The sequence below is a fragment of the Symploca atlantica LB2515 genome (assembly GCF_052546295.1).
Window position 1 is genome coordinate 694462 of the sequence record NZ_JBQWMT010000001.1, and the last position, 22420, is coordinate 716881.

Here is a 22420-nt window from a genome sequence, read left to right on the forward strand (position 1 = left end):
TATCTCTAACAGAGTCTCCAGGCTGAATTGAGGGATAAATCTCCAACAATTTCCCTTCTGTTCTTCTGGCTTACTAGTTTTCTCTATCCCAACTTCGTCAATCAAATCTACCTTGACAGAGTACCAGGGGGTATGGTGTTCTGTCCAAACATGAGAGTTCTTAACCGATGGGTCTTTTTTGAGAAAGTCTCAGTGAATTAATATTTGGAGGCAAAAATAATATCTTGAGGAGGTTATATTTACTCTGACGGTATAAAAAAAATTATATTCAATCGAGTCTTATATATTAAGTTACGCAGAGAAAAATAGATAAATTAAACTAGGCCACAGGTTATATGAATTTACGCCCTGCTGCCACTTGATCACCGCGCCCTGAGTTATATTGGTTCATTTGTAGTTGCACCCAATAAAAAATGAGCAAGAGAAGGTTATTTGTGAGGAAATAAAACTTCTCTAAAAGTTAGAGACAGTCTTTTTTTTCTGGCTAACTTCCTACCCTTGTAAATATCTATCTTCCTGGCAATAATGCCGTGCTGCCAATCATATCTAGCCTCTTTTTCCAAGAGAACCAAACTGCCTGGAACCAACATTATTTCTGCCTTTTGTTGGGTTTGAATATGAGTGAACTCCATGATGCAAGGGCTTTCTAGGCTGAGGAAGCTTACTGTTGCCCCAAAACAAGGAATGCAGTCACGATGACGGGGGATACCTTGGCCGGGTTGGTATTCGTTGACAATTACTTGGTCAGGAACTACGGGCATTAAGCGATCGCTAACTAGTTTATTAGCAAGTTCTTCTGCCCAATCTGGCAAAGTACCCAAATAACTTGATGAAACAAATACTCCTTGCTCATAATCATATCTGTAGCCGTAATTTTGAATCCTCCTCTCGGCTTTAATCGACCATTCTTGTTGATTCACAATGTTGATAAATCTGATTTGTTGATCAGCATTGAGATACTGAGGGATATATGTCAATCCTGGGATGGTTTGGGCGTCAGATTCAAGATCGATTCCCAAATCCCACTGTTTTTTGTTAGCAGGGAACGTCATTCTTCGGAATGGCCTTGGTCAAAAGTGCTGTTTAGGGGCTGAGTTTAAAATAAAGTACTAAGTTTTGTAAACTTAATACTTTATAGCACTTGATAGACCATTTCATCCACTCAACTAACGTATCGAGATGGATGGCAAGATGGCTCTAGTTGCTTATCCCAAGAAACTGCTGGTTTTTCCGGCTATATTTCTTCCCTTATTAAATTGCGATTACACAGCCAATTTCTTCCGATTTTCAGCAAAAACTGAGTCTCTCCGGACAAAATTTGCCGAAGTACTGCTTTAATCTTTAACTGAGCTTTAACAGCATGGTTTTTTTTGATCGTGTTTGGCAATATTTCGGATATCAATAAAAAAATAAATTCTTATAAGCAGACTTATACAAATAACTTATGTAGATAAAAATAGAGTAATTAGGCTGTCAACTTATGCAAAGCTATAGTAAAGTTTCGCCTAGCAGGTGTAGTTAGTTATCATCCTGATTAAATAATTCTAATAAACCGACTGTACCCACAAAAAAAGTATAAACACCGTATTTTATCGGCGTCTGTTTTCTCGAAGGGGAATTAAAGGCGGCAATAACTCCCTCAACAAAATGAATCGCCATGGCAAAGCGCCCAATCAAAAAACATGGCTCAAGGCTTAGGGGAACTTTAATATTAGTTATTGTTGCATAAATATTCCCTAATTCTAGGGCTATTGCGCTTGCTATCAGAACTGTGGATATAACTTTTATAAAACTGAACAAGCTTTGTTTTTTCGATTGATAAATCATGGGATAAACGTAGGTTAATAATTTTGCTCAACTTACCTAATTACCGAGTGCCGTAAGAATTATCTCCTTTCCTGTTTACCTTTCCTCTGGCTCAAATACATCTTTAGATTCATCTAGGTAATGCACCTTACCTGTATTTTTGAGGAGTTGATCTGCTGTTTCAGGGGACTCATAAATCAGATCGAGTAGTTCATACTCAGAAATCGTAGTGCCTTTCACCTGACTGGCTTTATGAGCGTAATAGCCAAGTTGAGCCATAATTCGAGGTTCACTTTGCCTCAAGTACATACTCAAACACGCCAGTGCTTGAGCCGATACCTTTCTTCCTAGGAAGTAAGCCAGAGCAGTGAGTAGCTTAAGTTCGTATTCTGGAGGAACATTGATACAAATTTGTTTTCTTACTTCACTCATGCTCAATTAGCCTCAAATCGCTGATGTCTTGATAGTTTAGAGCTGCTTTTCCCATTGAATAAAGTAGTTGCCGCCTTATTATACTGTCGCTTCATTGTGAAGGATTAATCAAGAATTGGCAAAAAATCTGGCTTGAATAACACAGTTAGACGCTGTGGCTAGGGACAAGATTACTGTGGTGGTGCGTAGCATTGAGATGAAAAAGTGAAACTCAGGGCAATGAAAGAAAATACAACCGCGATTGCTGGTTGTCACGCTCATATCTATTTCGACGCGACAACTCGTGATGCGGCGGCGCGTGTACAAGGTAGAATCGCCCCTGATGTTCACCAGTTAAAATTCTTCAGGGGCAAAATTTCCTGAATACATCTATCAGAAGCTAGAATATTGAGTCGGGAATTAATCTATGATCTGTACTCTGTACATTGTCACTTATTCATGTTTGATTGGGTCTGGCTATCGAGAATAGCATTACTGGGTGTGGTGGGAACAGCAGCTTTGACTACCTTGCTCTCTCCCTTCTCATCTAAATCAGAATCGCACAACAGTGAATCGAGACAAGTCATTACCATAACTCCAGAGGATACCGAAGTCCTGGAGTTGGCACTACCCTCCTTAGAATCTCCTGTGAGTTTAAGCCCTCCAGAACAAAAAGTGGAGGGTGAGCAACAAGCCCCTGTGCCATCTTTTGATCTCAATCAAGGCTTAGTTGCTCTTTCTCCCATTTTTGCCACACCTGTGTCCTTGGGAATGGTGGCAATTGGTACGGCAGAGGGTAATTATCGAGTTTCCATCGAACAGGGCACTCTCTACGTCGAGCAGACTGCCCTCTACTTCGGGCACACTGATCCGGGAAACTTATCTTGGGGTGATGTCGTAACTAATTATGGCCCCTGTAGTGACCAAGGACGTAGTGGAGGCAATATTGCTCTTGCCGAACAACTGTGCTTACAAAGAGCTCTGTCTAGACTCCCGGCTCATTTGGCTGATTTAGATGCTGTGGGGATTAATCCGATAGTTGACTTGGAAGCTTTGCTCAACACGGCGGATCTTTACAACCAAGCAAGTCCGATTCACTCCCGCAAACTGCCGCAAGCCTTAGTCATCGCACGCAAAGGAGGTTTAACCGGAGTGGATGCCTTAGCTTGGGCAAGAACCGCTTCCTTTTACCTCAACCAGAATCAAGAACTCGACTTAGAACGAGGTGAAAATCAAGCTAGCGGACTCCTGGGCATCTGTGCTAGAGAGCGTCGTGGAATAACCGAGTGGCAATGTGTTTACAATGACCAACTGCGACGAGTCAAAGCAATTTCTGATGTTTTAAGGAAGTATCTAAAAGTTGCCCAATCCTAAACCAAGGAATTATCTCTTACTATTAAAAAATGGAGATGTCTTCGACTAGAACTGTATCCTACGCCATTGATTTTGGCACCAGCAACACTGTGATCACTCGCTGGAATTCGGTTAGCCAACAGCCAGAAGCTATCAATCTTTCGGGAGTGTCACTTCAGTTGGCTGAAAATCCTCCTTTAATTCCTAGCTTGGTTTATGTGGAAGATGCCAGCCAAGGCAAAATTATTATCGGGCAAGCAGTACGCGATCGCGGTCTTGATTTGACCAGTGAACCACGGTTTTTTCGCGGCTTCAAGCGGGGAATTGGTGCAGATATTCAGGGATTTTTACCGGAACTAGATGGTCAAATTATCTCTTTTGAACAAGTAGGACAATGGTTCCTGAGTCAGATTATTGAGAAACTCGAACACTCTGAGGAAAGTGCCATTGAATCTCTCATTTTGACTGTGCCTGTAGATAGTTTTGAAACCTATCGGCATTGGCTGAGTGGAGTATGTCAATCTTTGCCTGTTGAGCAGGTAAGAATGTTAGATGAACCTACCGCAGCGGCTTTGGGCTATGGAGTGGTAGATGGAGATACTTTATTAGTTATTGACTTTGGTGGCGGCACTTTGGATTTGTCTATAGTGCAGCTAAATCAGGAAGTCAAAGCTGGTAAAAAGCCTCTCGGTTTTATCCTCAAGTGGGGTCAAAAATCCCTGGGGGAAAGCTCAGGGCAGAAGGTGAAAATTGCCCGTGTGCTGGCAAAAGTTGGGCAAAATCTGGGCGGTTCAGATATAGATAATTGGTTAGTAGATTACTTTGCCGAAAACCAAGGATTGACGCGCTCGTCCCTGACTACTAGGTTGGCAGAAAGATTAAAAATTCAGCTTTCTCAAAAGCAGTCTGCTCAAGAGGTTTACTTTAATGACGAAACTTTTGAGAGTTATGAACTAAATCTCGACCGCAGCATTTTGGAAAGTATCCTCAAAGAACACCAGTTTTTTGATATACTAGATAGTATGATAGGGCGCTTGCTGCAACAAGGGCGGCGTAACGGTATAGAAGCCTCAGATATTGATGCTGTCTTACTAGTGGGCGGCACGGTAAAAATTCCAGCAGTGCAAAGCTGGGTAGAGCAATACTTCGACTCAGGTAAAATTCGCTGCGATAAGCCCTTTGAAGCGATCGCACAAGGAGCGCTTCAGCTTGCTCAAGGCATCGAAGTTAAGGATTTTCTGTATCACAGCTACGGCATTCGCTATTGGGATAAACGCAATAAATGCCACAACTGGCATTCTATTATTAAAGCGGGACAGGCTTACCCGATGAATGAGCCTGTAGAGTTGCTTTTAGGGGCATCTTTAGAAAACCAACCGAGTATTGAGTTAATTATCGGTGAATTGGGTGCTGATACGGGTAGTACGGAAGTTTATTTTGAAGGCGATCGCTTAATTACTCGTCAGTTAGGTAGTGATAAAGTTGTCGCCCAACCTCTCAATGACCGTGACGGGGCCAGAAGCATTGCTCAATTGACACCTCCTGGCAATCCGGGAAGCGATCGCATTAAGGTACTCTTTTGGGTAGATAGTGAGCGTTCTTTGCGTATCACGGTGGAAGACTTGCTGACTAATCAGACATTACTAGAAAATCGGTCAGTTGCTCAGTTGAGTTAGCAACAAGCTATTTCCCATACCTCTACTTACTCGTGAATCACTACTGGCGTTCCCACCGACGCCCAATTAAATAACCACTTGGCATGATTTACAGCCACATTGACGCAACCATGGCTGACGGGTGTGCCAAAGCGCTGATGCCAGTAAGCCCCGTGAATAGCGTAGCCCCCATGATAGTACATCGTGAAAGGAACATCGGGGACATCATAACCAGGGCCGCGCATTCTGTCAGTGCGAAGCTTTGTTTGAATCGTGAAAGTACCAGCACGGGTGGGGGTAGCACCTTTGCCAGTAGAAATCACTACCGCGTAAACTTGATTGGCACCTTGCCAAGCAATCAAACGTTGATTGGTGATATCAATTTGAATCCAGCGTTTTTCAGAACCTTGCAACTCCATCATTCTCGTCGCGATTAGGTCTCGCAGAGGAGTTGTTGAAGCTGGTTGTGCTAAAACGCCCAAAGGCATTAGAGCTAGCGCAATGCCAGCCAAAAATGTTCCAGAGCGACGTAACCAGTGAGAAGAAATGATGCTTTTCAAGGACTGACCACCTCACGGCATCAACAGCTATATGTATCTATATTAGCCTTAACCTACTTTCCTAAATGTGTAGATTGCTTAGATTACTGCCAAGTGCACAGCATTCCGGGAATTTATTTATCAACGGTATGTTACGCCAGAGGTAATCGCTCATTGGGTGACGCTTACAGCAAAGCTTCCCCCAAGGTGTTAAAACAGAAGCTATAGTGATCAATGCTAAGAGAAAACTTGAGCAAGAAGTTATTCAAGAGTTACATTAAAGTAATTTTCAATGTCGCGTAAAATTGCGCTGAGAGTGCCAATTTTAATTGGGCTATGGTTGGAAATAGTAATATGATGTTCTCCATTCTCTTGGGTGGTTAATCGAATATGACTTCCGGTTTAGCGATCCACCGTGTAACCCAACTTTTCCAGAGCTTTTGCCAACACTTCACCAGACAAATCTCTGGGCAGCTTTATGAAGCAATGACCTCATCTTCAGACGGGTCACTTTATCAGGATAATGACAATGAACAGCATCTTTAACTAGTTCTCGAAGTTCTTGAATGCTGTCAGGTTGGGTTAAAATAGATTGGCTGAGCGCTCTAGCTACATAGCCTCTTTTAGGATTATCTTCAACCAAAAAAATAATTTCTGTCATGCTACTTTCTCCTACGGATGCTGGGCCATCAAGTTGTACTCAATTGGTTGATCTAATTCCTCCATAGTATTACAATTGCCAGCGCGATCTGCTTGGCAGCAACACCAGCGATCGCATTTCCCCCACAATCTTACTTCGACTTGCGTTTCGACTTAGGCGGCGTTCGGTGTGCCCCAAAATATTTCTCACTGCGGTAGCGCAGCCACACCCGCAACTGCTGCGGAATTTTGTCTTTTTGTTCCTTTGTCAGCGTGTTGTAAAGGGCTAATGCACGCTCTCGTTCTCCCCGACAAGCAGCATTATTATGAGCATCCCAGTAACTACGAGCAACCCGAATCCGCCGACAGACTTCCTTAATTAACGCTTCTCCCGTAAGGGGATTTTCCTGCTTTGACATACTTCAATAAAAGCTTAATAGTACAAGATGGCGGAAGTTTAGCAACTATAGTGCGGGCATCTTGCCCGCGTGAGCGAGACTATAGTGCGGGCATCTTACCCGCGTGAGCGAGACTATAGTGCGGGCATCTTACCCGCATGAGCGAGACTATAGTGCGGGCATCTTACCCGCGTGAGCGAGACGCTCACACTACGAATGGTTAACAGATTAAAGCCGAGTTCTACTAGTGCGATCGTAGCTTATTACACGGGCAATTTTTTGAAGCGTTGTTAGTAACACTAATAGCGAAAAAGTAATCATGGCTCAAAACTTAGCTAAGTTCGTGATTAATACACGCGAACTAGTCTAATAATCTTCAGTAATTGATGACACCTCCTAGCTTTTGCTTGAGAGTTTTTGCCCGTTTAGCGATCGCATTCCAGTCTCCTGTAGCCACTAGCTGCTGAGGAAATAAATCCCCCGCCAAGCCAACTGCGATCGCTCCTGCGATGATAAATTCCTGGGCGTTGGCCAGAGTTACACCGCCAGTAGGAATCAAGGGAATCTGACCCAGTGGCCCTTGTAATGCTTTAATGTAACTTGCTCCACCCACGGCTTGAATCGGGAAAACCTTGACAGCACTAGCCCCAGCTTGCCAAGCGGTAACGATTTCTGTGGGAGAAAGTGCACCTGGCACTATGGGTACATCGGCAGCCACCGCCGCCTCGATTAAGGCTGTGTCTACGTGGGGACTAAAGAGAAATTGAGCACCAGCATCAATGGCCTGCTGCAACTGCTGGAGATTGAGGATTGTGCCAGTGCCAATCATACAGTTGGGTAATTCTGAGCGCAACTGACTAATTAACTTAGGGGCGCTTTCGCTATTCCAGGTAATCTCAATTAATGACATTCCACCATCAGCCATCGCCTGAGCCATGTGACGCCCTAATGACTGCTCAGGTGCGCGAATCACGGCAATTGCTCGATATTGTTGCAAGAGAGTTAACCAAGACTGATTAGATATTGTCATGCTCCGATGTCTGCGTAGAAGATGGAAAATTTGCTGTTGCTGAATCAGGGTATGAATTGTCATTGTGAACGTAAGTGAATAATCTCGCTAGATGCCACACTTCGCTAACGCTCCATTCAGCATGACAAAAGCAAAATCCTACTCCAAATCAGCAATGCCGAAAGTTTAAGTAAGCAGTTGAGAGCAGATTCTCAAGAATCCCGACAGACCTTGCAGTTTTCTGCAAAGATGGTGGCACAATTAGGCAATCAACTTGGCAGGCAAGGTAAATGCACTTAGCTAAGCTCTGCCCTTATCCTATGGGTAAGCTCATTAATTAAACTCCCTTAACGTAATGAAAGTACTCCTTAGCGGAGAAAGACTCTAAGAGTGACATAATACTGCCGTTGGTAATCTTGCCAACAGAAAGATCGCTGGCAATGCTAAATAGTAGAGTTTGAGGGATTGAAGATGAGTCAAAACTTACCTGAACAAGCAAAGTTAAAAATTCTAGTAGTTGATGACCACGAATTGATGCTTGGTGGTACAACTGATGTTCTACGGCGGCAGTACTCAGAGGCAGAAATCTTCACTGCTCAAACGGGAGAAAGCGCTCTCCATCAGGTAGAAAGGTTTCAGCCTGAACTCGTGGTTATGGATCTTTCTATTCCAGAAACCCCTGGAGAAACGGCTCGAACTGAAATAGGTATCTCATACTTGCGGAATTTAATGAGTAAATATCCCAACCTGAATCTTGTGGTACTCAGCACTTATGTCAAAGCATTAGTGCGGATTAAACCGGAGATTGATACCCATCAGGGGGGTTTTACAGTAGTGGATAAAGCTCTCTCCAGCAAGGATATGTTAACTAGAGTTGATTTGGCATTGCAAGGAGTAACCCACACCAAAGATTTAAAGATGCCTCTGGGGGAAGTTAAACCAGAATGGTTGACGGTAATTAATTTAGCCTTTCAAGAAGGATTGACAGATAAAACAATTGCTGAGCGGATGCGGGTAGCTGAACGGACAGTTCGTCACTACTGGACAAAAGTCCAAGACGTTTTAGGCGTTTATCCCGAAGACGGTAAGAGCCTACGAATTCAAACTGAGATGCGAGCTAGAGAAGAAGGATTTATTGATTAATTAATTTGAGGAAAAAGCAATTGTCAAGCGGTATCTGGAGAAAACTAAGCAAAGAAATGGCGATCTGGCGTGCAGGATCACGGCCAGGAATTGTCGTTCTTGGGCTGGTAATTACAGCTCGTTTAACTGGATCGCTGCAATTTCTAGAGTGGCTCACTTTTGATACTTTGCTACGGCTGCGGCCAGTAGAAACTGTAGACGAACGGATTGTCATTATTGGTATTGATGAAGCAGATATCCGGACTGTAGGAGCTTATCCTATCCCAGATCAAGAGATAGCAAAGCTACTGAGAAAATTGCAGAGTTACAATCCCAGAGCTATCGGTCTTGATATTGTTAGAGACTTACCTGTTGAACCAGGTCATGCTGAACTTGTTGCCGCTTTTAAGAATATCAAAAATATCATTGCTATTGAAAAAGTATTACCTACTACAATTAATCCACCACCAACATTACCCTCTGAACAATTAGGTTTTTCCGATACCATTCTTGATGCAGATGGCAACATCAGACGCTCTTTGTTAGGAACACATACTGAGCAAGGGTACAAGTTTTCCCTACCCTTAAAACTGGCACAAAGTTATTTAGCTGCTGAAGATATTACCCTCAAAAATGGCATTCACGACCATCATGCTATGAGGTTTGGCTCCACGGAATTACCTCGCCTGTCTCCCAATTATGGGGGCTATGTGCTTCCAGATGCGGGTGGGGTTCAGGTACTCCTGAATTTCCGCAATGGTCGAGAAAGATTTCGTACTTTGTCTCTTAATAATATCAAGAACGGGAATTTTAATCCTAGTTGGATTCGCGATCGCGTTATTCTAATTGGCATAACTTCCCCTGGTGTTAATGACATCGTAAAAACCTCGGCAATTGCCAATCTCAACCCTCCTGGGCAAATTTACGGCGTAGAATTTCAAGCTCATGCCACCAGTCAGATTATTAGTGCAGTTAAAGATGGACGAGTACTTTTAAATGTATGGTCAGATGGATGGGAATATTTATGGATTTTAGGTTGGGGTTTTTTAGCAATTAATCTCGGTCAATTTAGTCAATCACCGAGCAAAAACTTTTTGTTGGTTGGTATTGCCAGCGCTGGCTTATTGCTAGTTGCTTATGTCTTCCTAATTAATGGTTGGTGGATTCCCGTAGCACCAGTTTTAATTGTTTTAATTATCAATGGTGTAGCACTCGGTGCTTTCTATCAATACGACCAAGCATTGAAGTCCCAGATTGAAGTAAGCCAGCGCACTATTGAACACACATTTAATGTTATTCATAATGGTCCATTGCAAACACTGGCTTATGTAATGAGGGGTGTTCGAGACGAGGATTTATCCCAAGAGCAATTACTAGCCAAACTAGAAAATATTAACCAGGAAATTAGAGAAGTTGGTGAATATTTAAAACTAGAAGCTCTCACTAAAGAAAGGTTTCTCCGTCTCGGTAGTGGTCTCAAATTAGACTTAGAACCTCCCCTGCATGAGCTTTTATATGCAGTCTATAGAGATGCCGTGGAGCGAGATTTTCCCGGCTTTGAAACCATCAAAGTAAAAGCTATAAATTTTGAGCCTATCGAGCCTCACCCCTTGAGTATTGAGGAAAAGCGAGAACTTTGCCAATTTTTGGAAGAAGCTTTGTGTAATGTAGGAAAACATGCCAAAGCAGCAACCCGTCTCAGCGTCACTGGCACACAAAATGACGGTTGCTATACTCTTAGTATCAAAGATAATGGGTCAGGTGTCTGCTCATCTTCGGAAGGACAAGGCACCAAGCACTGTAGAAATTTAGCCAAACACCTCAAAGGTGAATTTAAGCGAGAGCCAATTTCTCCCCGAGGTACTCTGTGCGAGTTAACCTGGTCTTTAGTAGCTAGTCCCCAGAGAAAAGTACAACTTGGAAATAGATTAAAAACCATTTTTCTTAAATCAGTTAAATCCTGAGCAAGAGTGACCCACAGTCGCTGACAAATATTTAGTTAATTTTATAATTTTATTTTCTTATAACAGAGTCTCATTACCCTGCGCTTTTCCCTGGGCTTCGGCTCAAGGGCATGCTTATTACTTATTTCAAACTACCTATGTAGTTTTCTGCAATAGCAATGACAGAGTTGTGTCTGTAGCTTTACTCAAAACAGCGACTAACTTTGAGCAAATTGTCAAAGTAATTTTGATATTATTATTGGTATTTTAAGAATTAAATAAATGTCTGCCGGAGCAATATTACCATGACTCAAATCCTGCGATTTCTGAAAAAATGCCTCGACAGCAGACTAGTGACTATTTGTGTACTGAGCTTATCGGTAGTTGTAACTCCGGCAGCTTTAGCTGATTATGTGCCAGATCCCACTCAAAAACCCCCCAGTGGAAGTACAATTTCGAGAGGACCAAGATATGTACCTCCTTCTGACCAGCAACCTCCCAGTGACTATACCAGGTCATCAGGTTCAGGTCCCAGAGGAAAGTGCGCGGCAATAGCAGGGATACCCTTAACAGCCCTTGCCCCTCAAAAACATATTGGGCAAACAGTTTCTACCCATCCCACTTTCGCTTGGTTTGTACCAGAATCTGCAACTTTGCCCATTGAATTCAGGCTTTATGAGTACGAGCCAAACGGAAAACCCAGACCAATCGGTGAGCCAATTTCGTTGCACAGTTCACCAGGAATTATGCAGTTATCTCTACCAAAAGACCAGCCAGAACTTGCTGTAGGCAAAACCTATTTGTGGCAAGTCAAAATCATTTGTGACTCAGACAGCCCATCACTCAATCCCCTGGCGAGAGCCGATATTCAAGTTGTAGAGATGCCACCAAATCTACAAGAAAAACTCTCTAATACAAAGGAAAATTCTAGGAGAGTTGCTATTTATGCTGAAGCAGGTTTATGGTACAACGCTCTAGGGGAGGCTCTAGGGTTCCGTGAGAATACAAAATTAGGAGCAATAGGTTCAATTTTGTTAGAAGAACTCGTCACCTTAGAAGCAGCCGAAGCAACACCAGAAGAGCACGTACGAGTTGAAAACTTGAGGCAGATTGCCAACAATCAAAGATAGTTAGTTCGACCCCAACGAGGGGTTTGGGGGGAAATCCCCCCGAGCAGGGTTCTTCACAACAAACGACTATTTTCTCCTTCAATCAATGCCATTTATCTCCTAACTAATCCAGCAGCCGCTATCAACCTTCACAGCCAGTTACCAATCAGGATAAACGGAGCCCAAAAGGCTGGGTGAGCGTATTGGTCGTTAATTTCCTCCATGTCCTCCGCCTGAAGTAGTTTACGCTGAGCTGCGCTCAGGGCCTCGGCTTTGCTTGTTCCCGGTGTAAGCCAGTTTTTGTAAAACTCAGTTACTAAGATTTTCGTAGAAGCATCTGGGACGAACCATAGGGAAGCTAAGGCACTTTTGGCACCAGCCTGCACAGCCAGGCCAGCTAAACCCAGAGCCGCACGGTCATCCCCTACAGCAGTTTGGCAAGCCGTAAGTGCTAGTAACTCTACCGATTTACCACGGCTAGCACTGCGAATCGCGGTTTCTAACTCAGTGATCGTCAGCTTCTCATTTTTTCCCGTAACGAGAAAGGTATCTTCTGGAATTGTGCCGAACTGGCCGTGAGTCGCAATGTGAATCACTGGGTAAGCAGTTTGATCAAGTTCTGTTTTTAAGCTCTCACGGTTGAAGTCGTCATCCACAAGCTTTTTACTACCGGGTAATTGAGTCTCGACGTTACTGATTTCTGAGGGGACATTATATAAAGCTCCAAATGTTTGCTCATCAACTGTGGTCTGTTTAGTAACTCCCAAGATGAGGGCCCGCAGCTCTTGACGGTTCAGTGTTGCAGGGACTGTCAGGCGTAGACTGGGAGTTGTTGCAATGGCGTACTTTTCTACCAGAAATTGCTTTCCGTCTTGGAGTGCAGCCATGGGAATGCTACGCAAGATGCCGTCTTGGACGAAAACCAGAGTTTTTATCTGTGCTGGATCTAAATCGGAGGCGAAAGGCTTAATCAGCCAGCTATAGAGATGCTGCGCCTGCGTAGGATCGTAAATAAATGTACTGAAGTCTTCAAGTCCTTGGCGAAATTGTTTGATTTCTTCTCTAAGAGTCTGACCATCGACATCTATCCATTTAAACCTCTTTGTGCCGTTCGGGAGAGTCAGTAGAATAGCGGTGCGGTCTTCTAAGATAATTGAACTAAAGACAGCAGTTTCTTTCCCTATTAACTCATCAACCCTTTCCTCACTAATCAGCGTCAAAACACAATCATTGCCGAAATAATTTTGCAGTTCTGCTAATTTTAAAGAATCAATAGTATCCAGAGCAGAGTTAAGCTCATTATCCAATTGTTCAGGTAAAACGGAAGGTAACGAAGCGCGCTCTAACCTTAACTGAGCAAACTGTCGGTAGAGGGGATTAATGTCATCCCGAAAGTCAAATTGTAAGTCTCGCTCAGCAATCAATAAGTCTCCTCGGATATCATCCAAAATAGCCAGTGCTTGTTCATAAGCCGCCACTGCTTCTGGCTTCTTGCCTTGCGCATTAAAAATGCGTCCTGCTTGCCACTCCCATAAATAAAGGCTATCTTTGGCAAGCAGTTCTTGGTCAGCGGCCAACTGTGCCTGTTGGGTTTTTTCTAAGGCTTGCTCATAGTCTTGGCGGCATTCATAGATATGACCCAATTCACCTAGGGCAAAAGATTCAGAGCGCGAATGTTGAATACGTTTAGCAATGGAGACAGCTTCTTTAAGTAATTCTTCTGCTTGTCCTTCTAGTTTTCTCTTCCGACATTGACTCTTAGTTGCAGTGAAATTAACAGCAGAAGATTGTTCTTTTAAGTTAGCTAAATCGATAGCTGCATAGACTTTATATCGAGAATCTGGTAAATCTTGGAGAAGGTCTAGAGCTTGTTGTACATACTTATTGACGTCATCAACTATTGTCTTCCTCTGTTCGTCTACTTGTGTAGATTGCTCATCAAGTCGAATCAGATTAAGCAGTACTCGCATTTGTCCCAGTTTGTCGTTTTGCTCTTGGGCAATCAAAAGACTGTTGTGAAAATGTTCTAGAGCTTGTTGATGGTCATCAGCGACGTTTTGTTGAAATTCAATCACCTTTTGACTAGCACCTCTTTGCTGGGCAGATTCAGCACGACTATTCCAGAGTTGAGCTTGACTAGCATAGCTATTACCGAGACTATTAAGTACCCAGAATTGATGAACTGGATGCCCTATTTTTTTTGCCTTCTCTAAATATTGAATTGCTGGTTGATAATCACCCCGGAGACGATAGGCTTCCCCCAAGCTTCCTAGTGCAGCGACTTCACCGCTTTGGTCGTTATAAGCACGAGCAATCGGTAAAGCGGTTTCTTCAAGACAAGTTGGTTCCGCTTCAGATACTTCTTGAAAGGCACCACACAAAAGACCGATCGCTTTATTATGTTGTCCTAGATTATTATAAGTTTGAGCTTGTTCTGTGAGCATGCGTCCTGCCTGTTCTAGGTTCCCTAACTGGCGGTAGTTAGTGACGACTTGCTCCCAGTAATTAATAGCTTGGTTGATTTGACCGATTTGCTGATAAGCTCTCGCCAAGTTTTCTAGAACAATTGCAGTGTTAGCAGCATCTTTGCTGCTTTGATAGGTACTTAAAGCAGTTTGCCAATGCTCAATGGCACCTTGAAAATCTTCTAGCTGATAAAGTTCAACACCTTGCTGCACTAGTTGCTTGGCATCATTTGACCGAGTAGTTGCTATTTGGGCATATCCCACTTGCCGAGTGCTTAAAGTAATTTGACTTAGCCAGATACAAAAAGTAAGGGCACTGAAAAAGAGAACCGCGAGCAGACGACGGGTAGTATATCTATGGTGTCGGCGATGCATAGAAGAACTCTAGTGTTGGTTAAATATTAATCAAATTTTATCTTTATTTGCTTGGCATATTTCTGCAAGATTAGTTGCCTAATTGTGCAATTTACTTTTCTTGACTTGGCAATCAAGTTGGTAAAGTCTAAATTATTAATTAGAGAATAAGTACCCCAATGAATCAGAACCAGCCGTATCAGTTACCTAAATCGGAAGGCAGGGATTGAGGATACATTGTTATTAGCCATTGCTGAGATTAAACGGCGAAAATGTTCTTAGACTTCTTAGGAGATAATTGATGAGTGCTTTTCGCGTCGGTATTGCTGGCCCTGTGGGTTCGGGGAAAACGGCTCTTTTGGATGCTTTGTGTAAAGCAATGCGTGCCTCTGTGCATATTGCTGTAGTCACCAATGATATTTACACCCAAGAAGATGCTCAGTTTTTAGTCCGTTCTCAGGCACTAGAAAGCGATCGCATTTTGGGTGTGGAAACTGGCGGGTGTCCTCATACTGCCATCCGGGAAGATGCTTCAATTAACCTAGCAGCAATCGAACAGTTAGAAGAAAAATTCAGCAATTTAGACCTGGTATTTTTAGAAAGCGGCGGTGATAATTTAGCGGCAACTTTCAGTCCAGAATTAGTGGATTTAACTATCTACGTAATTGATGTAGCTGCTGGCGATAAAATTCCTCGCAAAGGCGGCCCAGGAATCACTAAATCTGACCTATTGGTAATTAATAAAATTGATTTGGCACCCATGGTAGGAGCTGATTTGAGTGTGATGGAACGGGACGCAAAAAAGATGCGAGGCGATAAACCTTTTGTCTTTACCAACTTAAAAACTCAGGAAGGATTGCCGCAAGTAATAGAATTTGTCAGATTTTACATGGGTTAGCTTATCTGTGCATTACCTTCCACTCAAGCAAATTCCTGGAGCGCTGGTAGGAAGTTTTTGTTTTCATGGCTAGAACGGCTAAGCTTAATTAGGGCAAAACGTTGGAGTGGAGTCAAAGCTGCCCATTGCTCTGGTGACAAAGTTGCTCCTACTTCCTTGGTTTTTTCTTGAACACTATCAGGGATTGTATCTGGTAACATCCAGGCTGGGTTAGTTTCCACAGCGAGATCAGTAGCAGTTTCACCTGTATTTTTCTCCACTAGACAACGCAAAAATTCCCGGTATGCTTGGACTTGCGCTTCAGTGATACAGGGCATTAACACCAGCGCCTGATGCTCCTCTGGATTGAATTTATGCCATTGGTGCAATTTCAGTTTAATGCCGCAAGTATCCAGTTTGAAGCGCACCTGCATGGGAATACAACGGAGTGAATCGACGAAATCTGCCTCGAATTGAAAGAAATTAGTCATGGAGATTAAGATAAATGCCTTTTCCCAATTGACTCAATTCTATATTTTTTTGATGGGTGCGATCGCATTTCAGGCATCATTCGGATGATGGGCAAACTAAGCTGTATTGTAATGCTGGCAGGCGATCGCTCTTTGGTTGTGCCAGAGTATCTGAAACTAAGTTCTCTATCTCTAGGTTACAACCTATCTAACTCGATGGGAAAGTTCCAAGAGTTACTTGTTTCACCAAATGCTTACCCCATCAATTCATCTAAATCCAACGTAAAGTGATGGGGATTTTGCAGCACCTAGGATAAGCTTCTACTCGGCTTGCATCCATCCCTCGATAATTGCTACCAAAATATTCACGACTGGGTTATCGACTGCTTCCTTAAACGCTTCAGTACCTCCTGATTGAAGAGCACCAATCACTCGCCCTTTCAGTGTGGGATTATTCTTTATTTCATCAGCCGCTTTAGCTGCAACTATCATTTTTTCTGTTTCAGTTGTAGTAGGATTAGTTTCCTCTAGTTGCTGCAAAAGTTGCTGAATTTCTGCGGCTGCTTCATCTAGACTTTGCTTAGATGAGTAATCATTTAAAGTTCCACCTATCTGTGTTCCTCCATCCCCAGCGAAGCCACCACCAAATTTTGAACCACGAAGATCATACTTAGGAGTTTCTGCCATCAGCTTTTGCACCTCAGTTTGTTGTTGAAGTATATTATGTAAATTATTTATATAATCTCTTAAATTGTCAGTTTCCTGTTGATACTGGACAATTTGAGAATTAATATCTGTTTTATATTTCTGCTCTAGTTCTTTACGTATTGATTCATAAAGTTCCATGAAGTCGGCATGAGTTTCCTTCTGGTCTACATCAGGAGATATGCCAACCTTAACGACAAAAATATTCTCTCCTTTTTCCTCTTTGCTCTGAATATCTAGATGAGCATTTTCATATTTAGCTTGTATAGCTTTGAAGGAGTAGACGAAAGCTCCAAAGTCAATAGGATTGCTAATAACTACATCAATATTTTCAAAAGATTTCTGAAATACTTTTGTGAATTCCCCTGGAGCAAATCTTCTCCCAACAGGATAAGGTTTTCGCCTACTAGAATCTAAGTAAACAAAATCGCAAGTTACACCATTGAAGTTTGTAACTTCGTTATACTGCCAGTCTTCTATAACTGCTCCCGTAAACTTGGCAAAAGCGAATTGAGCATCTGCTGCTTGGCTATTTGCAAGATTAGCCCTAGTAAGATTAGCCCCATAGAATTCAGCTCTACTAAGATTAGCGCCACTGAGGTTAGCCCCCTGTAGGTCAGCTTTACTAAGGTTACCTTCAGTCAAACTAGTATTATCTCTGCCTAAAATATCAGCGTATCCAAGGTTAGCTTTGCGAAGACTAGCGCTACTAAGATCAGTTCTGCTGAAATTAGCTCCATTGAGATAAGCCTCTTTGAGGTCAGTTTGACTAAGATTGGTCTCAATTACCTCTGCATATGAGAGGTTAACTTTTCTAAGATCAGCTCCACTAAGGTCAGTTCCAAGAAGGTATGCTTCACTGAGATTAGCTCCCACGAGACTAGCACCACAAAGGTTAGTATCGGCAAGGTGAGCCTTGCTAAGATTAGCTTTATCAAGGTCTGCTTCGCTGAGGTCGGCATCCATGAGTTCAGCCTCACTAAAGTCAGCTCCTTGTAAGTCAGCTCCTCTAAGGTTAGCTCCTTGGAGATTAGCCTCACTGAAGTTAGAGCCACTGAGGTTGACCCCACTGAAGTCAACTCCACTTAGATCCGACTCGCTCAAATCAATCTCACTGAGATCTATCTCTACATCAAGATTTTTCTCTCGCCAAAAGTTCCAGCTATCTACACCCTGCTCTAGCAGGTCGAGAAATTCCTGTTTTTCCATCTAGAACCAGCCTGATAGTCCCAGTAAATACCATAGCTCAACTTTTTCTTTGCTGGTAGGAGGTGCTGTGGTGTTTTTTTGCGGCATTCTAAGGTCGAATGTAAACAAAGGTGCGTCTGTTCTCGTGAAGAACTGCCAGACTAAAAATAGGATTAGTTTCTGAGGTTCCCTCTGAAGCTAGAGAACTTGCTTTTACCGATACGTAACTTTGGCAGGGGTTATGATCGCATAATCCCCCTCGAACTTCACTCCCCCAAAGCTGAAGCAATACGAAATGCGATCGCTCCCGTAAGCTGCGATGAACCCAAAGACTGAAACAGAGAAAATCTATATCTGAGCAAGTGCGTTATATTACCAACGACTAGGGGGAGTAAGTTGGTGTTTTGTTAGATTTGCAAGGCGATAATCGACGAGTTAACCCATTGATCGAGCAACAATTACTGCCTTAAAAATGAATCGTCCCCAGTTGATCTGCGTGCGTCGGATGTGGGCTAAGTTAGGGGAACATCCATCAAAATTTAAGTCAACTTTGAGCAAGCACCGTATCGAGAGAAGATTGTGATTGCACTACGCGCATCGGCAAAGATGATCGCACTGCAATACCCCAAACTAACTACGAAATAATCGTGTGTACTGAGTTTCGTGAGCCATACTTGCCAAAGATAATCCCCAGCCACAACTACTTAAGTCTTCATCCTCTAAGGTTAAAATTTCTTGAGTTGTCAAAGCAATCCTAGTATCTAATTGCAGCAATAACTTTTGACCAGTAGTTTGACCTAGAGGTATTAATTTAACGCCAGCGCCAATCAGATTAGAAGCCCAACTATGCAAATAGCCTAAGACTGCTGCCTTTAAATCAATCTGCCAATAAGCAGCACCAAGACCAAAAGCGATCGCATAATTGCAAGGTTTACCTACAGCAGATACTAAATTTTGCATCTTTTGTTGCGGCTGCAAATCCCGCAGCAGTCCTATCAAAGAACCACCCATCTGCCAACTCTGCTCTCGCAATTCTGTGGTTTCCTTGATAGCTGTTAGCCAAGAATTCCAGTAACTCAGGCCTTCACAATTGTTGCTGTTTGTACAATCATAAGCTCGCAACATTATCGCCGCCTCCAGGCGAATTGCCCCGCATTGTAGTTCTTGTTCTAGCCACATACACAAGCTTTTTTGGTTGTTAATCACATCGGTTTCAACCAAGTTTTCTAGACCATCAGAATAGCTATAAGCACCCACTGGCAAAGCTGGGCTAGCCAATTGCAACAAACGTAAAAGAGCGAAATCAGTAAACATTGATAGGTAAAATAGTTAATAGATTATTTTCAACTTTCAATTTTCAGTGATTATGCTTGTAAGCTCCGAGTTCTGGGGTAAAAGGTACTACTTCCTCTTTTACTTCCACTCCCAACTGTTCCAGCATTGCCTGCAAAACGAGGTCGGGAGATAACCTCAAATGGCCAGGAGCAACTTCTAAAGGTACATGACGATTGCCCAAATGATAGGCTGCTCGTAGCAAATCAATGGGTCTCTTCGAGGTTACTGTCAGCACTGGTTCTGGTTGAGCGGTAATGCAAACAACTTCTCCCGTCTCAGATTGTAGTAAGTCCCCTTCACTTAAGATCGTCCCTCTGGGTAAACGCAGATATAAACCCTGACCATTGGCTGTCTGGTAGCGGTGGCGTGCCCTCGTGCGCTCTTCGGCGGTGAGTGAAAGGGTAAAACTGACTGTGAGCTGGGCACCAGTTTTGAGGCGTTGTGTAAAAGTCAGCATCAGCAAGAAATATGAGTAGCAATATCTTATCTTTGAAGACGAATTAATTCATTTTGAATTTGTCTTTTTAAGTCAGTATTTTCTTGGGCAGTAACAGTAATCCCATTAAATGTAGCCATAGTCAATTCGTAACTTTCACCAATGGTTTTCGATTTATTGCAATAATTAACAGCAATTTTTTGGACATCTTTTTGGAGATTACTGATCGTGTCTGCTTGGGTACAATTAATCTCCGGCACTTGTCCGTCTTCGCTAATTTGCAAAATATCGTTTTCGGCAGTTTGGCGTAGTTGCTCAATTTCCCAAACCGCTTTTGCATACTTTTGCACTTCTTCGGGGCTAACCGATGGCAATGGAGAAATAGAAGTAGTAGGATCCGAGGCTGGACTAGAGGCACATCCAGCAGCAAGGGCAGTCAGTCCAGCAAGCAAACCCAACTTAGAAACAATTTGGATAATTCGTGATTCCCCAAGGGATAGTTTAGCTACTAGCGCACCATTCTTGGTCAACACTGACACCACGGTCAAAGCTTTGCGGGGGGTTGCGCGGCTTGAGTCAGATTGACATAGCGCAGAGAGAGGATTAGTCATGGATCTCAGGTAGCACAGGAAATGGCTTAACCATTAACTAATAGCACAAGCGGTTCCCAAAGTGAGGCAGCTAAGTATTGCTTTTCATCTATCCCTCTTTTGTCACTTAGGGAAATCAGGTTAAGCTGAACAACCGATTGGTTCTACTAGCAGTGTATCTAGAGCCATCGCCTTGAGGTAATCAGCTTGAAATCGACTCGAAGCTTGCCCAACCTCGAAACTGATTGATACAGTTGATTAACCGCAGAAACCTTCGTCTCATGCCAGGGATGTTTAACACTTCTAACCAAGGTGAAATTAAACAGTAAAATAGATAAGGTTGAAGAGACCCTGTATTAATTATCTAGCTGAGAGCCTAGCCACCTGTACCCAAGATTTGCTCAACTTTTTTTCTAATCCGCCCACTTAAATCTGCATCGGATGCCTGGTTTCTCATAATAACGTTGTAGCGACTATTAGAAAAACCGTACTTCTGGACAATGCGCTCAGACTCCTCGCAGAAATTGCGCCCTAGCTCGATAATATTACTAGGAAGTGTATCTAGAGCATTGCAAGAAATTTGAGGTACATTACCCTGGTTACGGCCTTTGATTTTCTCGTAGACTTCCCGGCGTAGTCGTTCAATTTCTAAAGAAGCTAAGACATAGTTTGTCAATTCTGGATCATCTATTGCCTGAGCGTAGGCTGAAGAGCTAAAAATTAGAGTAGGAGAGCGTCCCAAGAGGTCTGGTGTCAATCCAGATAAGAGACTAAAGGCAGTAATTGCACCGACAAGAAGAGATTGAGGCAAAATTCGTCTCAGGTAAGGTTGGGACGGAATAGGAAAGGGATTGAGCATGAGCGTTTACTACCGAAAAATTAAAATTAGGAAACTAAACTAGAGTCTTAGAGCACTCTTATATTTTGATCTTTTTTATAGAGAAGAAGTTCCAGGGAACCCTGCACAGATTTGGCACAATTGAATGGCTTTAGTTTGCAAGGTTGACATCGTTTCGCTTCCTTGCTTGAGGCAAAACTCCAACTCTAAAAGCATCGGTAAGACGCTTTGCAGTTGCAGCAGGGATATGGATTGGATTTCTTGTTTGAGAAAATAAATTCGTTTGGGATTGCTCACTTGAGCCGCCGCAGCGATTATTTTGGAGTCACGCTCCCCTTCACTCACCATTAGCTTCACCCATAACCAGGTGCGAAACTGCCCAACCAAAGTAGCAACAATCCTTAAAGGGGGTTCATTTTTGTTGATCAAGTCGGTGACTAATTCTAAGGCTTTTTCCTGTTCCCCGTGCAGAATTGCTGCTGCTAGTTGCAAACTGTTTTGAGTATTTGAAATTACTAAGGCTGCAACCGTATTTTCGTCTAGGGGTTTACTCGCATCACCCCCATAGAGTCGCAATTTTTCTAGTTCGTTGAACAACTGTCTGGTATCGTTTCCGACGGAAAGGGCCAAAAGTTCAGCCCCAGCAGAATTCAGCTTGACGCCAAATTCTTGAGCATAGGTACGTACTTGCTGTACCAATTGTTCGGTTTTCCAAGGAGGAATCAGAGAAAACTCCCGAATTTGGGCGTACTTTTGCAGTAACTTAGTCGATTTAAGACGCCCATCTGGTCGATTGCGAGTTGTTAGTAACAAAACACACTGTTGGGGAATCGATGGTAGAGTACGCTCTAATTCGGCTAACAAATTTTCTGAGCATTGCTGGCAAAGGGTTGTATCTGCTAACCAAACTAGACGCCCACCCATGCCAAAGGGAGAAGTCATTACTTGATTGAGTCCCCTAATAGCCGCGTCGGATTCTTCGGAAGGAATTTTGTCATAGTTAAAACTGACCCAATTCGGGTCAAGAACTGCTTGGCGCAGTTCCTCCACGGCTTTTGCCATGGCAAAGTCATCTTCTCCCCAGTAGAGTTGAACTTGTCCCTGTTCCATTGGTGTTTCAGCTATCGTTGAACCTGATAGTTATCTCACACCCACCGCCCTTGGCTTTTGGCATCATA

At 43.0% G+C, this 22420-nt stretch carries 21 protein-coding genes and 1 pseudogene; 6 read left to right on the forward strand and 16 right to left on the reverse strand.

Annotated features, from left to right (window positions below):
- Positions 1-428 precede the first annotated feature (428 nt).
- The 3 genes from ACT7WV_RS03005 to ACT7WV_RS03015 form a co-directional block, all read right to left on the reverse strand.
- Entirely contained in the window at positions 429-1052 is a 624-nt protein-coding gene (locus ACT7WV_RS03005) for an alpha-ketoglutarate-dependent dioxygenase AlkB (protein ID WP_445101476.1), read from the reverse strand.
- A 466-nt stretch (positions 1053-1518) separates the two neighbouring features.
- Positions 1519-1827 (reverse strand): hypothetical protein, encoded by a 309-nt coding sequence (locus ACT7WV_RS03010; RefSeq protein WP_445101477.1) that lies wholly within the window; start codon positions 1825-1827, stop codon positions 1519-1521.
- A gap of 75 nt (positions 1828-1902) precedes the next feature.
- On the reverse strand, positions 1903-2238 hold the full coding sequence (locus ACT7WV_RS03015; protein ID WP_445101478.1) for a hypothetical protein: 336 nt from the start codon (positions 2236-2238) through the stop codon (positions 1903-1905).
- A 438-nt stretch (positions 2239-2676) separates the two neighbouring features.
- On the opposite strand from ACT7WV_RS03015, the gene ACT7WV_RS03020 reads away from it, so the two are divergent.
- The gene (locus ACT7WV_RS03020) at positions 2677-3591 is read left to right on the forward strand and encodes a hypothetical protein (protein ID WP_445101479.1); all 915 of its coding nucleotides are present in this window, start codon (positions 2677-2679) and stop codon (positions 3589-3591) included.
- A 35-nt stretch (positions 3592-3626) separates the two neighbouring features.
- Entirely contained in the window at positions 3627-5246 is a 1620-nt protein-coding gene (locus ACT7WV_RS03025) for an Hsp70 family protein (protein ID WP_445101480.1), read from the forward strand.
- Between the two features lie 26 nt (positions 5247-5272).
- On the opposite strand, the gene ACT7WV_RS03030 is transcribed toward ACT7WV_RS03025, so the two are convergent.
- The 5 genes and pseudogenes from ACT7WV_RS03030 to ACT7WV_RS03050 all read right to left on the reverse strand — a co-directional run bounded on the left by ACT7WV_RS03030 (position 5273) and on the right by ACT7WV_RS03050 (position 7825).
- Positions 5273-5713 (reverse strand): L,D-transpeptidase, encoded by a 441-nt coding sequence (locus ACT7WV_RS03030; protein WP_445105561.1) that lies wholly within the window; start codon positions 5711-5713, stop codon positions 5273-5275.
- A gap of 312 nt (positions 5714-6025) precedes the next feature.
- A pseudogene (locus ACT7WV_RS25795) lies at positions 6026-6244 on the reverse strand (type II toxin-antitoxin system HicA family toxin).
- Positions 6216-6425 (reverse strand): 2-oxoisovalerate dehydrogenase, encoded by a 210-nt coding sequence (locus ACT7WV_RS03040; protein WP_445101481.1) that lies wholly within the window; start codon positions 6423-6425, stop codon positions 6216-6218. The pseudogene ACT7WV_RS25795 and the gene ACT7WV_RS03040 overlap by 29 nt, the downstream one beginning before the upstream one ends.
- Before the next feature lie 130 nt (positions 6426-6555).
- Positions 6556-6822 carry a Precorrin-3B methylase gene (locus ACT7WV_RS03045; RefSeq protein ID WP_445101482.1) on the reverse strand — a complete coding sequence of 89 codons (267 nt, stop codon included), beginning with the start codon at positions 6820-6822 and terminating at the stop codon, positions 6556-6558.
- A gap of 355 nt (positions 6823-7177) precedes the next feature.
- Positions 7178-7825 (reverse strand): bifunctional 4-hydroxy-2-oxoglutarate aldolase/2-dehydro-3-deoxy-phosphogluconate aldolase, encoded by a 648-nt coding sequence (locus tag ACT7WV_RS03050; RefSeq protein ID WP_445105563.1) that lies wholly within the window; start codon positions 7823-7825, stop codon positions 7178-7180.
- Positions 7826-8281: 456 nt separating this feature from the next.
- On the opposite strand from ACT7WV_RS03050, the gene ACT7WV_RS03055 reads away from it, so the two are divergent.
- The 3 genes from ACT7WV_RS03055 to ACT7WV_RS03065 all read left to right on the forward strand — a co-directional run bounded on the left by ACT7WV_RS03055 (position 8282) and on the right by ACT7WV_RS03065 (position 12005).
- Positions 8282-8953: a response regulator gene (locus ACT7WV_RS03055; protein WP_445101483.1), complete on the forward strand. Its 672-nt coding sequence runs from the start codon at positions 8282-8284 to the stop codon at positions 8951-8953.
- Positions 8954-9009: 56 nt separating this feature from the next.
- On the forward strand, positions 9010-10896 hold the full coding sequence (locus ACT7WV_RS03060; protein ID WP_445101484.1) for a sensor histidine kinase: 1887 nt from the start codon (positions 9010-9012) through the stop codon (positions 10894-10896).
- 284 nt (positions 10897-11180) lie between these two features.
- Entirely contained in the window at positions 11181-12005 is an 825-nt protein-coding gene (locus ACT7WV_RS03065) for a DUF928 domain-containing protein (RefSeq protein ID WP_445101485.1), read from the forward strand.
- 128 nt (positions 12006-12133) lie between these two features.
- Here ACT7WV_RS03065 and ACT7WV_RS03070 read toward each other — a convergent pair whose 3' ends face one another.
- Positions 12134-14824, reverse strand: coding sequence for a CHAT domain-containing protein (locus ACT7WV_RS03070; RefSeq protein WP_445101486.1), 2691 nt, complete (start codon positions 14822-14824; stop codon positions 12134-12136).
- Between the two features lie 280 nt (positions 14825-15104).
- On the opposite strand from ACT7WV_RS03070, the gene ureG reads away from it, so the two are divergent.
- The gene (ureG, locus tag ACT7WV_RS03075; RefSeq protein WP_445101487.1) at positions 15105-15701 is read left to right on the forward strand and encodes an urease accessory protein UreG; all 597 of its coding nucleotides are present in this window, start codon (positions 15105-15107) and stop codon (positions 15699-15701) included.
- Positions 15702-15724: 23 nt separating this feature from the next.
- On the opposite strand, the gene ACT7WV_RS03080 is transcribed toward ureG, so the two are convergent.
- From ACT7WV_RS03080 to holA, 7 genes are all read right to left on the reverse strand, one after another.
- Positions 15725-16171: a nitrate reductase associated protein gene (locus tag ACT7WV_RS03080; protein ID WP_445101488.1), complete on the reverse strand. Its 447-nt coding sequence runs from the start codon at positions 16169-16171 to the stop codon at positions 15725-15727.
- 300 nt (positions 16172-16471) lie between these two features.
- Entirely contained in the window at positions 16472-18064 is a 1593-nt protein-coding gene (locus tag ACT7WV_RS03085; RefSeq protein ID WP_445101489.1) for a pentapeptide repeat-containing protein, read from the reverse strand.
- Positions 18065-18673: 609 nt separating this feature from the next.
- Positions 18674-19357, reverse strand: a complete 684-nt coding sequence (locus tag ACT7WV_RS03090; protein WP_445101490.1) for an urease accessory protein UreF — start codon at positions 19355-19357, stop codon at positions 18674-18676.
- Between the two features lie 43 nt (positions 19358-19400).
- Complete coding sequence (gene ureE / locus ACT7WV_RS03095; RefSeq protein ID WP_445101491.1) at positions 19401-19835, reverse strand: urease accessory protein UreE; 435 nt, start codon at positions 19833-19835, stop codon at positions 19401-19403.
- A 26-nt stretch (positions 19836-19861) separates the two neighbouring features.
- Positions 19862-20425, reverse strand: a complete 564-nt coding sequence (locus tag ACT7WV_RS03100; protein ID WP_445101492.1) for a DUF4168 domain-containing protein — start codon at positions 20423-20425, stop codon at positions 19862-19864.
- Between the two features lie 355 nt (positions 20426-20780).
- Positions 20781-21263 (reverse strand): DUF4168 domain-containing protein, encoded by a 483-nt coding sequence (locus tag ACT7WV_RS03105; RefSeq protein ID WP_445101493.1) that lies wholly within the window; start codon positions 21261-21263, stop codon positions 20781-20783.
- A 75-nt stretch (positions 21264-21338) separates the two neighbouring features.
- Positions 21339-22352, reverse strand: coding sequence for a DNA polymerase III subunit delta (holA, locus tag ACT7WV_RS03110; RefSeq protein ID WP_445101494.1), 1014 nt, complete (start codon positions 22350-22352; stop codon positions 21339-21341).
- Between the last annotated feature and the right edge of the window lie 68 nt (positions 22353-22420).